Source organism: Parabacteroides leei (assembly GCF_023369805.1).
In the GTDB taxonomy this organism is placed as follows: domain Bacteria; phylum Bacteroidota; class Bacteroidia; order Bacteroidales; family Tannerellaceae; genus Parabacteroides; species Parabacteroides leei.
The window spans coordinates 101,971-115,097 of the sequence record NZ_JAMBQG010000007.1 but is presented as its reverse complement, the minus strand read 5'-3'; the positions used below and the strand labels follow the sequence as shown (position 1 = coordinate 115,097).

8 protein-coding genes are annotated in these 13,127 nt (G+C 42.1%); 1 reads left to right on the top strand and 7 read right to left on the bottom strand.

The window, feature by feature from the left end; translation table 11 throughout:
* Nucleotides 1–13: 13 nt before the first annotated feature.
* From dapF to M1P97_RS12055, 6 genes are all read right to left on the bottom strand, one after another.
* A complete protein-coding gene (dapF, locus tag M1P97_RS12080) occupies nt 14–823 on the bottom strand; it encodes a diaminopimelate epimerase (RefSeq protein WP_195372632.1) in 810 nt (269 codons plus the stop codon).
* Between the two features lie 407 nt (nt 824–1,230).
* The gene (locus M1P97_RS12075; RefSeq protein WP_195372631.1) at nt 1,231–2,901 is read right to left on the bottom strand and encodes a RagB/SusD family nutrient uptake outer membrane protein; all 1,671 of its coding nucleotides are present in this window, start codon (nt 2,899–2,901) and stop codon (nt 1,231–1,233) included.
* Nucleotides 2,902–2,919: 18 nt separating this feature from the next.
* Nucleotides 2,920–6,189 carry a TonB-dependent receptor gene (locus tag M1P97_RS12070; RefSeq protein ID WP_249389222.1) on the bottom strand — a complete coding sequence of 1,090 codons (3,270 nt, stop codon included), beginning with the start codon at nt 6,187–6,189 and terminating at the stop codon, nt 2,920–2,922.
* A gap of 425 nt (nt 6,190–6,614) precedes the next feature.
* Nucleotides 6,615–7,637: a FecR domain-containing protein gene (locus M1P97_RS12065; RefSeq protein WP_195372629.1), complete on the bottom strand. Its 1,023-nt coding sequence runs from the start codon at nt 7,635–7,637 to the stop codon at nt 6,615–6,617.
* Nucleotides 7,638–7,699: 62 nt separating this feature from the next.
* Nucleotides 7,700–8,278, bottom strand: a complete 579-nt coding sequence (locus M1P97_RS12060) for an RNA polymerase sigma-70 factor (protein ID WP_195372628.1) — start codon at nt 8,276–8,278, stop codon at nt 7,700–7,702.
* A 316-nt stretch (nt 8,279–8,594) separates the two neighbouring features.
* Nucleotides 8,595–10,814 carry an alpha-N-acetylglucosaminidase gene (locus tag M1P97_RS12055; RefSeq protein ID WP_249389221.1) on the bottom strand — a complete coding sequence of 740 codons (2,220 nt, stop codon included), beginning with the start codon at nt 10,812–10,814 and terminating at the stop codon, nt 8,595–8,597.
* A gap of 180 nt (nt 10,815–10,994) precedes the next feature.
* Here M1P97_RS12055 and M1P97_RS12050 point away from each other — a divergent pair, with 180 nt between their 5' ends.
* The gene (locus tag M1P97_RS12050) at nt 10,995–11,333 is read left to right on the top strand and encodes a cupin domain-containing protein (protein WP_195372626.1); all 339 of its coding nucleotides are present in this window, start codon (nt 10,995–10,997) and stop codon (nt 11,331–11,333) included.
* Nucleotides 11,334–11,449: 116 nt separating this feature from the next.
* Here M1P97_RS12050 and asnB read toward each other — a convergent pair whose 3' ends face one another.
* Nucleotides 11,450–13,114: an asparagine synthase B gene (asnB, locus tag M1P97_RS12045; RefSeq protein ID WP_195372625.1), complete on the bottom strand. Its 1,665-nt coding sequence runs from the start codon at nt 13,112–13,114 to the stop codon at nt 11,450–11,452.
* Nucleotides 13,115–13,127 lie beyond the last annotated feature (13 nt).

The following is a 13,127-nucleotide window of genomic DNA, read 5'->3' as shown; positions in this document are numbered from 1 at the left end:
TTTTATCCTTTTGTTATACTTCTATTGTCCCTTCAAATACGGTAACAGCTCCTCCGGTCATATAGACTTTTCCATTGTCTTTATTCCAGTGGATGGTGAGCGGTCCACCGTCCATGATTACTTTGGTTTTACGTTGGGTCTTACCACATACGACTCCTGCGACGGCGGTAGCACAAGCACCTGTCCCGCAAGCCTGGGTAATCCCTGATCCGCGTTCCCATACCCTCATCCGGACTTCATCGTCTTTCAAAACCTGTACAAACTCAACATTCGTCCGGTCGGGGAAGAGGGGATGACATTCCAGCTTAGGTCCGATAGCCGGCAAGTCGATATCGTTTATGTTAGTAACAAAAATAACCAGGTGAGGGTTCCCCATTGACAGGATAGTGCCGGTATACGTTTGTCCGTCGGCTTCCAGTTCAATGGATGGTTCAATTATTTCCGGGATTCCCATATCGACCGTTACTTCAGTTACTGCGCCATTGGAAATTGTTAGCCGTAGAATCTTGATGCCTGATAATGTTTCCAGTGTGACTGTTTCTTTATCGGTCAGTCCTGCTTCGTAAACATATTTACCTATACAACGGGAAGCGTTCCCGCACATCATGGCTTCGGAGCCGTCGGCATTGAATATCCGCATGCTGAAATCGGCTTTATCCGATGAACCGATTAAAACCAATCCATCCGATCCGATACCTGTATGTGGCGCACTCAACTTAACGGCCAGCTCTTCCGGCTTATCCAGCGGATAAGCCATCGAGTTTACGTATATGTAGTCGTTACCGGCCCCGTGCATCTTTGTGAATCTAATTGGATTTGTCATTTCGATTGTTTTACTCCTTTAAAAATTTCTTTTTGTTTTGTTATGATGCAAATATACGACGTTTTGGTATTTTATGTATAATAAATACGTCTAAATGTTCTGTAAAACCAAGTGTGGTGATAAATTGTTTCAATAATCCCCTTTGTTTGTTATGAATTATAACTATATAGTGGCAAATAGGAGTATATTGTAAGTTGGTGTAAGTGAAAACTTGCTGAAAGATCGTTAAAAGAACACTTGTTATACCAAGTAAGTATGACTATTTGTCAATGAAAGGAGATAAAATAGGCGCCATTCTGAACGAAAAGTAAGTGAATCGTTCAAAATGACGTCTATTTGTAAAAAGAACGGGAACTAAAAGATTACTCTTAGCTCCCGTCTTCTTTAGCTAGTTGAAAAGGCTGTTTTTATAAGCCGGCTTGTGGGTCGAATGTTCCGTTTTCCCAGCCTTTTGTTTGTTCCAGGTTGGGGTTATTGCTCATTTCACCTCGTTTCATTGGTAGGAAATACATTTGTTCGTTTGTGATCATAGGGGTATTGTCACGGTCGAACAGATGGGTGGAATAACTACCATCTGCTTTTTGGGTCATCACTAATGCATGACGTTTTTCTTGACCTGTCATTAATTTGTCGTAAATCATCCAACGACGCATATCCCATATGCGTTTTTGTTCAAACAACAACTCGATGAAACGTTCTTCACGCACGGCTTCACGTATTTCTTCTTGACTCATGTTTGGATTCAAACCGTAAAGCAATCCTTTCATGTCCGGATTAGGACTGGTTTCTTTGATACCGGCACGTTTACGGATTTGTTTTAATATACCGAATGCTTCATCTTGTTTACCTACCTCTACTGCTGCTTCTGCATAGTTCAACATGACTTCGCCTAAGCGGATGTCAATGTAGTCGGTTCCTGATTTCTGACATTCTTCAATCGACAAACTTTGGTTGATACCTTTTTTGGAATAATATCCAGTTCGAGTACCCATATTTTTCCCATATGCATAGTCATTTTGAGCATCTTCATTCAATTCCATTTTTTCGTTGAAATAAGTACTACCTTGGTAAACTATTGTTGCATAGAAACGATTGTCACGATTTTCCCACAATTTAAAGATATCTCCACTACCTTCTTTTTCCCAATCGGCATAGGTGTAGATTCCACCATCGATGGTCGGGAAGCGGTCGATAACCTCTTGTGTCGGATGGCATCCGCCAGAAGCATTTTGTGAGAATTTGATCGGACGAACTGCCGCGTCACGGTTATGCGTACGGGTCGGGTTTTCATAGCGGATAGCAAAGATCACTTCTTTGTTCATTTCTTCCAAGAATAATTCACCATAGTCTTCGTATAAAGCATGCCCTTGGCTGATCAGATATTCAAGTGTTGCTTTGTTGTAATCATATGCTGTTTGCCAATGCTCGATCTTGTTGTTAGGATTGAATTGCGGACTGGCACGAAACAGCAATACTCGTCCTAAGAAAGCTTTAGCTCCTCCTTTGGTAATACGTCCCAATTCACTGGCATCGTATGTATCGGGTAATTTTTCAGCACAAGCATTTAATTCATTAATAATGAATTCGAAGCACTCATTGGTTGAATTACGTTTGACAAAGAGATCGTCTGTTATTTCTTGAGGTACTGTTATCAAAGGCACGCCGCCATAACGTTTTACCATATCAAAATAGAGGTAAGCCCGGATGAAACGAGCTTCATGGATCAAACGGTCAGCCAGTTCACGGTCAATGGTACATACCTCCGGGTTTGAAGCATTTTGTATAAAAATGTTACAATTGCGGATGTTTGCATACGGCCAGTACCAGATAGGACTATCCGGGGTTATGGTTCCGTTTGTCCAAGATCCACCACCAGTAGCCTCGTCTGAGGCATCAGCTACGGAGGTATCCCATGCCGGAATAGAGGCATATAATGCATTTAGAAAAGAGGTTGTTAATGTTTTATCAACCCAAACTTGCTCTTCAGAGATAGAACTTAGGTCTTCTTTATCCAATATGCTGGAACATGAAGATGATAAAGCCAAAATGGCTACACATGTAATAAATATTTTTTTCATATCGAATTATTCAAATGATTAGAAACTAACATTAACACCGAGGTTAAAACTCTTTGTCAACGGATATTGGTAAGCACCGCGATCGCCACTATTTTCTGGATCGTAAATGCCGATGTGGTCTAACACGAACAAGTTAGTCCCTGATACATAAAAACGGCAACGGTCTACACCGATTGAACTCATCCATTGCTTAGGCAATGTATAACCGATTTCGATATTTTTACAACGGAAATAGTTACCATTCATCAGCCAGAATGTAGAAGCTTGGCTATTGGCTCCTACAGACCCAGTACCTCCTACACGCGGATATTCGCCATTGATATTATCGGGAGAATAAGCATCCGACCAGATATTCAAAACCGTTTGCTCGGTCCACGTATCACCGCGGTTAGGGAACATGATTGAACGATGGCCGACTCCTTGGAAGAATGCTGTGAAGTCAAGCCCTTTCCATTCACCACCTAAACTGATACCATAGATTATTTCAGGATCTTTACTATATAATGAAAGGACTGCTTTGTCATTGCCATCGACTATTCCATCGGGACCACCAACACCACCAGCACCATGTATATCTTGCAAGATGACGTCTCCTTTTGACCAATTGAAACCTCCATTATATTTAGGCAAACCGACAAGGTCTTCGTCTGTACGGGCTATGCCATTGGCAATATAGCCAGTGATAAAGTTAATGGGACGACCTGTTTTCAATTCCCATTCGTAAGCATTAGCTGATTCATCAATTTTCGTGTAATGGTTGCGGGCGAAGGAAAAGTTGGTTGACACGTAGTAGGTCACATTACCAATTTTATTGTCGTGACGTACTAAGAACTCACATCCTTGGTTGACCATTTCGGCATAGTTTTCTTTCGGAAGGCTGGCACCAAACGTTTCTGGTATTGTACGTGTACGAGCCATCAGGATATCTTTTGTCTTTTTATAGAAATAATCAAATTCCAAGCTCAATAATCCGTTCCATAATCCGAGGTCGAAACCGACATCGGTCGTTGTAGTTGTTTCCCAAGTAATACCTCTACTAGGATAAACCCCGGGTAGAATGCCAGTTGCTCCACTTCCAAATACAACGTTACTACCAGTGTTGAATTTGCTCAAATATTGGTAATAAGCAACATCGCTTCCTCCATCATTACCTAAGGTTCCATAAGATGCACGAAGTTTCAAATTGTTGATGAAGCTTAGTTTTTCATTTGATTTGAAGAAATTTTCTTCTGTTACACGCCATCCGGCAGATACTGACGGGAAGAATCCCCAACGTTTTCCCGGGATCCATTTTACGGAAGAGTCGTAACGAAAGTTGGCTTCTAACAAATATCTGTTGTCAAAGCCGTAATTGACACGTCCTACATAACCGATACGCCCGATTTCAGATTCGTTACCGCTAGCATCTTTCCATTGGCTATCGGCACTACCTGCAAACAGTTGTTCCAAAGATGGTGAAAGCAATTCTTTGCGTTGAGCCCAAAAATTATCTTCCCATTGTTCGAATTGTTCATATAAGAACATGGCTCCAATGTCATGTTTTCCAAATGTATGGTTATAGTTCAATTGCAGGTTTAATGTGTACGAACTGGTTTCGTTGAAATCTTTCCGAACAAAGTTTCCGTTTTCAGTTCTTGTACGTGTTCCGGTAACGGGTGCATCATCGCGGATGATGTGGTTGTGTTCACCGGATGTTTCGTGCATATACAACGTATAGGCTTTACCGACGGTTTTGTAGTTTTCATAATATCGACGGTAGTTGAACATCGCATTGGCGGTCAATCCTTCTACCCAAGGAATATCCCAATTAGCACTTAATTTGGTATTCAGGGTGTTCTTCTTTTTAGATCGATGTCCGTTCTTAATGGCTTCCAATACGTTCCAGTTGTAAATGGTTGCATTGGGTTGTCCATTGATATAAGCAGGTTCTGTAGATGGAAAGTTTAATAAAGCACGATACATATCATTCATCAATTCCTGGTCGGAATCGTAAGGCCAATAAGGAGTCCTCTGATCGCCTATGTTTCCGTCAACGTCCAAACCGATCGTAAAATTGTCAGCAACTTTGGCATCCACATTTGAACGGAAACTATAGCGTTGGAAATCCAAATTATCGAATGTCCCGCTTTGATCGAAATAGCCGATTGACATGTAATAATTAATACGGTCGCTACCGCCATTGACACTTAGGTTATGCTGCATTGTGAATGGGTTTCTCCAAGCTAAATCCACCCAGTCCGTACTATGCGTCTTGAAATATTCTTGTTCGTCGGCGGTGTAGTAACGGGTATCGGTTTCAGGAATACCGTTGTACATGAATTTGTTATTTAGATACACCGTTCTATCGTATGCGCTCAACACTTCTGGCTTGCGTGTCGATCGTTCGGTACCGAATAATCCTGAATAGCTGAATTGTGGTTTTTGATTCTTACCGCGTTTAGTTGAAACAACAATCACACCGTTTGCTGCACGCGAACCATAAACGGCTGCCGAGGCTGCATCTTTCAGTACAGAGATGTTTTCGATTGTATTCGGATCCAATGCATCGAAGTCGGCTTTTTCACGAACAACACCGTCGATTACGTAAGTTGGGTTTGTATTGTTGGGTGTATTGGTTCCACGGATGGTGATCGGGGAAGAAGCACCGGGCATACCGGATTTATTGTAAGAGAAGATACCAGGCATACGTCCGGCCATCGCATTTGAAATATTGGAAACCGGAATAGTTGCAATGTTTTCAGCAGAGATTGTAGCTACAGATCCTGTCAAGTTCATTTTCTTTTGTGTACCATAACCGATAACAACCACTTCATCCAATTTTTGTGTATCCTCTTTCAAGGAAATTGTGAAATCGGTTTGTCCTGCCACTTTTATGGCCTGAGTCAGGTAACCGATAAAAGAAACTTGTAATGTTGCATTTTCCGGAACCTCCAAAGTGAAGCGACCATCCATGTCGGTGATTGTGCCAATGGTAGTACCGTCGACAGACACGTTGGCGCCGGTGATAGGACCGAATTGATCGTTGACTACTCCTTTGATTGTTTTTGTCTTTTGTTGTGTAGCTTCTGCTACCATATTTTTCGGACGTAGAATGATTTGTTTGTCATTGACGCTATATTCAATGTTTGCGGCTTTACAAATTTCATTCAAAATAGTTTCGATCGATTTCTCCTTTACTTTAATGTTTACTTTACGGTCAACATTAATAAGTTGACTGTTATACATAAAATAAAAGTCGGAACTTTCTTCGATTTCCTGTAAGACTTGCTCTACAGATGCATTCCTCATGTCCAAAGAAATTCTAGTAGACTGTGAGTACAATGAGCTTGCACTTGCCGTGCTTAAAAAGCAAGTCAAACATAATGCTGCAAGTTTCATACGCATTGGAATTTTTGGTAATAAGTCAAAATTTGACTTAAAACCTTCTGGGTTTGATAAATTCTTCATAAATTCACATTATCAAATTTAATTAGGTTTGAAAAATAACTTGGTTGGGGATTACCATTCGTCAGGTGAGATTTTCGGATTGGTAATTTGTTTGATTGAAGCAGGAAAATGTGACCGGCATTTTTCTGCTTTTCTTTTAGGTTTCCATTCTCATACAATACTTTTTTAAGTTAACAATTATAACATTTATCTTTATTTTGATATTAGACGTAACGTGTGGGCAAACACCCTATGAGAAAATGAACTTTTTTCTTTTTGGGTGATTTTTACTTTACTGTTTTTATGATAACTACGCGTCGTGAATACGTAAAATCAGACGTTTGTTTCGGTTCTATAACTGTACATTTTATAGGAGCTGTTTTTTCTAACAAAAGTAAAATCTCATTTAGTGTCTCCGTCGTAAATGTGGCAGAATACTTATAATCATATAATTCTTCTCCTTCCAGTTTGATGTCAACATTAAAATGGCGGGCAAGACGTTGTACAACTTCATTCATGTTGGCACGTCTGAATATCATCTTTCCGTCTTTCCATGAAGTTTCTACAGCCAGATTGACTTTGTCGACTTCCATTCTGCTGATATTCTTATAATATATCACTTGTTCTCCCGGGCGTAGTGTCCTAGAAACCGGTTGTCCAATTTCTGATACTTCTACATGTCCCTTTGCTAAAGTGGCTTCTATTTTATCTTCATCTTCGTAGGCTTTTACATTGAATTCAGTGCCATAGGCGCTGACTTGCAGTCCGTTGGCTGTTGTTACATCAAAGCGATTTGATTTATCGGATGTTACTTTGAAATAAGCTTCGCCAGTCAGTTGCACACTTCTTTTATTCTTGGTAAAGCGTTTAGGATAGGAGATAGAAGAGCCGGAGTTCAACCATACTTCAGAACCATCGGGAAGTGTGATTTTGGATATTAAGCCATAAGCCGTATTCTGTTCTACTTGTTCGACTGGTATATTGTTCCATTCCCTTACAGTGTTGAATAAGGTATACGTTGCAAATAAAACTGGAATTAATAATACCGCAGTTGCTGTCCGAATAAAACTCAGAATTTTCTTTTTATATTTATCTGCAGCAATCTGTTTTGAGATTTTTTTCCAGTTTTGCTGAGTGTTTATCTGTTTATGTAATTTGAGTTCGGCCGTGGTTTCCCAGATGAAACGAATGTCATCTACTTCTTTTTTGAAGTCGGGAGATGATTGCAGTTGTAGGTCGAAAGCAGCCTTTTCTTCTTTGGAAAGACGTCCTTCAAGATATGCTATTATATGTTCTGTATGAATGTCCACTTTTACTTTTTATAAATTAGACGTATAACATATGGGAAACCCTATGTTAAAGAGTGTTTTTATTACCAAAGCAACAAAATCATTAGCGGCAAATAATCCTTTAACTCGATCCGGAGATGTTTTAAAGCTTTTGTCATATAAGCTTCAACTGTCTTGACCGAGATATTGTGTTCTGCTGCAATTTCAGTATAGGTCATACCTTCGAACCTGTTTTTCTCAAAGACGATCCGGATATTGTCTGGAAGTTTGGTAAGTGCTGTGGAGAGCATCTGTTCTAACTCTATGGTCGAGTAAATGTCTCCAGACGTATATTGCAACGTGTTATTCTCGATTTCTTTTTGCTGCCAGTTTTGTTCTGTTTCCTGTTTACGAAGAAAATCTATACATGTGTTTTTGACGCTGGTAATAAGAAAGTTACGACTGGATGTATTGATTTCTATGTTTTTTCTGTTTTTCCATATTTTGAAAAAGGTCTCCTGTACGATGTCCTCACATGTTTCCCAACAGTCGATATATCTATGAGCAAAGACACATAAAGGAGAGAAGAATTGAAAAAAAAGAGTACGAAATGCTATTTCATCATCTTTTATCGCAATTTTCCAAAATAAACTGTCAATAAAATTTGTTTCCTTTTCCTTCATTTTGTTTATGGCGGGGTAGCTATGATTTTTAAATAGTATGTAGTTCTTGAAGAACTCTGGTAAAAATCACAAATGATAATCAGCTGGTTGTCAATTTGTAAAGGAAAAATTAGATGTAAAAAGATATCACGGATAAAAAATGCTTAAAACAAAGACACATTTGATTAGCCACGGATTTTTAACGATTTATTGTGAAAATGTCCTATATTTGCACCACGTGGATGCAATAGTTCTTCAAGAACTGAAACAAAAGATGCAATTTTTATTATATAATTGAATGACCCTATTGCATCTTTTGTACTAGCAAAGCAGTTTCTTATTTACTTACTTGTTTCATTACCGGAAGCCATTTGGCATATAACTCCTTTACTATTTCGATTTCGTCCCCTTGCGGTGTATCCGAATAGGTTTCTTTATTGAAGGCCCATTCATATTCCCAATTGGTCAGCCGGGTATAGAAATCGCTTGCATCCAAAGCCGGGCGTTCAGCCAATGATTTACGGATATACTGTTCATCATAACGCCATTCACCTTTAGGTTGGACTTTCAGATAACTGATGAATTTTTCCCAACGAGGCTTATAATAACTTTTCATTAAACCTGCCCATTGGCGGTTCGAGTATTCAAACAGGTGGGCAGATGGATGTTTCGGCCCCCATACCGTTACTAAGGTACGCGCATTCCATTCGTATAAATCTTTTTCTTCGTCGGTTGTTCCCCATTGACGCGCTTCTTTTATCCATTTGCCAAGTAAGAAGGTGGAACGGGTTCCCAGTAACCGGTCGAAGTCATCGATTAATGTGAGGAATTGATCTCCTGCCTGTTGTAATTTCTCATTATCTCCAGACTGATAAGCCTCTGTTATTTGTTTTTGTAAAGGCAGAGAAAGATCGGAAAGACATTGGCGCATGACATCGACCAGGTCATATCGGTAGGTGTCGCTTGCTTTCAGGTCATCGGATGCCTGGAGGAAATAATTGACGGCATCCCATAAACGGGAAGTAGAATAGGGGCGGCTCAAGTCACCATTGGCTGCCACTTTCTGGATATTTAAAGCCGGGCGGGCACACATAACACTTTCTGTACTAGGTAATCTGCCAGCTTTATCGCTATATACCGTTTCCAGTAATACTCTCCAGCCTTGTTCGGCTCCTTGGGGTAGTTTTCCGTAACGGGCACGTGCATAATCCATGACCCACTGTTCCAATACCGGAGCATTCTGCATCCAGGTTATTTCTGTAGACAGTTCGTAAACGACCGGATTATGTTCGATTGCTTCCGGAAAAAGACCGATTCCCTGTATATTCCCTCCTTTAGGGCTTTTCTTCAATTCATGTGCATTTCTGGCATATAATGGCAGATTTCCTCCCATATAAACACGTCCGCCGTAATTATGCAATACACCCGCTACATACGGATAGTTCCAGAAGCTGTTGAACTTCTCTACGTTCCAGCCTCCTAAATCCAATAAGAGCAGACGATCTTGTGGGAATGTGCGGGCAATGGCCTCACGTAACGACCAGGTTTGCATCGCTATGATGGCTTCGGGGTCGAAACCGGAGGCAACTTCCCATATCACTTTTCCTACTGCTTCAAGATATGACTTCTCATTGCTGGGAGCAGCCCCTTCGTGAAAAGGATCGGCGGCATAAATATGGTTTGTTCCGTATAGCTTTTGTTGTTCTTCCAAAAAAGCTTGCCCCATTTCTTTGAATAAAGGATCCAGCGGGTCCAGCTGTACGGTGGCGGTAAACGCATTACACCAACGATTCTTATCTTTGATGCGGGCTTCGGGATATTTCTCTTTCAGTTTGACCGGCACGAAACCTGTGAAACTTTGTAGGATAGGAGTCATTCCCAGTTCGCGCTGGCGTTCCAGGATTTGCTGTCCGAGTTCTTTGTGGGAATCAATCCACGATTGTGGCAGCGGACCTCCGTATGTTTCGATATTCGTCATCCATTGCCATGCCTGGAAAGCCGGACCGACCAGGAATGTACGGATCTCATCGTCATTCATTTTAAACCGGCGTAAAGTATTTTGCCAAACAGCTTCCTGGCCGATTACAGCCAGGGGCATATTGATACCGTGCATAGCCATCCAGTCAATTTCGCGTTGCCAACGTTCCCAGTCCCACCAGGCCATTGTGTAGCTGACGGTACAATAATTCAGATAGACACGATGATCGAAAGCTGTCGGACACACGACCTTTTCCGGAACTTTAGGGAGACGTGACGGGAGATTCAGATTATCCCCGTTCCATGACATATGCGCATTACAATAATATTTCAAGTAATGATAAAGTGCGGAGGCTACAGATACTCCGTTGTTTCCCCGTAATATAATTTTATTGCCTTTGGATTCGATTTCAAAACGGTCTTTACCGTCTTCTGCTTGAATCGTTTCTACTTTAAACGAAGTAGCCTTTTCTGGGATTACCCGTTTGATCAGAGCCTCCGAGGCTTTTCTTACATCATCTTTTGCCCATATACTTCCGATGGATAGTAAAAGGCAACATAAAATCAGTCGCAATTTCATTTGATAAAAACTTATTTAGTATTCAATATGTAATGTTTTTCATGTATAAAAGAATTAGCAGTATTTCTAATATATCAGATAATTGACGTGTAAAGATAGTGAATACCCTATGGATATTTGAAAAAACTACATTATCAGTTATCTTTACGCATTGAACAACGAATTAATGAAAAGGAAATTATGAATCAGGAAAGTGCTAATTTTCAATTTGAAGAAAAGATAGAATGGCAAGACCTCGGAGGAGGCGTGCAGCGTCAGATCATGGGATATAATGATGATTTGATGATGGTAAAGGTGAAGTTTGAGACCGGAGCAGTCGGGGCACCTCATACACATCCGCATACACAGACTACTTATGTGGCCAGTGGCGTGTTTAAGTTTACGACGGACGGGGAAGCAAAGATCGTTAGGACAGGAGATGGTGTTTATATGAAACCGGGTGTTTTGCATGGATGCGAATGTGTGGAAGCCGGTGTGTTGATCGATACGTTTAGTCCGGTTAGGGAAGATTTTTTATAACTGCCGGAAGTTACCCGGAAGACTATAACCTTGAAAGTGTTTCATTAGGAAGAAACAAGTGTTTCACTTAGGAGAAACAACTGTTTCATCATAGTGAAACACTTTTATTGTCACGGTCAGTAAGCCGCTTCATGTACTCCTTTGATGGCGCGTCCGCTCGGTTCGTTCATATTACTGAAAGTAGCATCCCACGCCAATGCTTCAGCAGTAGAGCAGGCGACGCTCGGGACGGAGGGAACACTTCTCGCGGCACTTTCACTGGGGAAATGTTCTTCAAAGATCGTGCGATAGTAGTATTCCTCTTTGTTTTGTGGAGGATTGATCGGGAAACGGTTGGCGGCGTTTGCCATTTGTTGGTCGGAAACCAGTTCGGAAGTAAGCTTCTTCAACGTATCGATCCAGCTATAGCCCACGCCGTCGGAGAACTGTTCTTTCTGACGCCAGGCGATTTCGTCAGGAAGCATATCGGCAAAGGCTTCGCGGAGGATTTTCTTTTCGATGGTCTTGCCCGGACACATTTTAGCCGTGGGGTTCAGACGCATCGCCACATCCAGGAACTCCTTGTCGAGGAAGGGGACACGGCCTTCCACTCCCCACGCACAAAGGCTCTTGTTGGCACGCAGGCAATCATACAGGTACAATTTACTTATCTTACGCAAGGTCTCTTCGTGGAATGCTTTGGCATCGGGAGCCTTGTGGAAATAGAGATAACCACCGAAGATTTCGTCGGCTCCTTCGCCGCTTAACACCATCTTGATACCCATACTTTTGATTACGCGGGACAGGAGGTACATCGGGGTGGATGCACGGACGGTCGTCACATCGTAGGTTTCGATATAGTAGATCACGTCGCGGATGGCATCGAGGCCTTCCTGCACGGTATAGTTGATTTCGTGGTGGACGGTGCCGATATAGTCGGCTACCTTTTGGGCGGCGATCAGGTCGGGAGCTCCTTTCAGGCCGATGGCGAAGGAGTGGAGCCGGGGCCACCAGGCATCTGCTTTACTGCCTGTCTCGATACGTTTGGCGGCGTATTTCTTTGCGATGGCAGAGATAATGGATGAGTCCAGACCACCGGAAAGCAGGACGCCGTAGGGAACGTCACTCATCAGTTGGCGCTGGACGGCGGCTTCAAGGGCATCGTGCAACGCTGTTGCGCTGGCCTGATTGTCTTTTACGTTCTCATAATCCATCCAATCGCGCAGGTACCATTTCGTCAGGTCGGTATCTTTACTGTAAAAGTAATGGCCCGGCTTGAATTGATTGTAGATGGTAGCGAAACCTTCCAGACCTTTTAGTTCAGAAGAGACGAGTAAGTGTCCGTGATCGTCGTAACCCATATACAGAGGGATAACGCCGATAGGATCGCGGGCGATCAGGTAAGTGTCGTTTTCTTCGTCGTAGAGTGCGAAGGCAAAGATACCACTTAACCGTTCGACGCAGCCGGTACCATACTTGCGGTAGAGGGCGAGGATGACTTCGCAGTCGGAACCGGTCATGAATTCGTATTCGTCTTTTAATTCCTGACGGATTTCGCGGTGGTTGTAGATTTCACCGTTCACGGTCAGGATCAGTTTACCGTCTTTGCTTTTCAGAGGCTGACCACCGGAGGCAGGGTCGACGATGGAGAGGCGTTCGTGGGCAAGGATGGCAGTGCGTCCCTGATAGATGCCGCTCCAGTCCGGTCCGCGGTGACGGATTCGTTTACTCATTTCCAAAGCTTGGACACGAAGGGCGGATGCACCTTCACGAATGTTGAATATTGCTGTAATGCCACACATAATCGTTATTGTT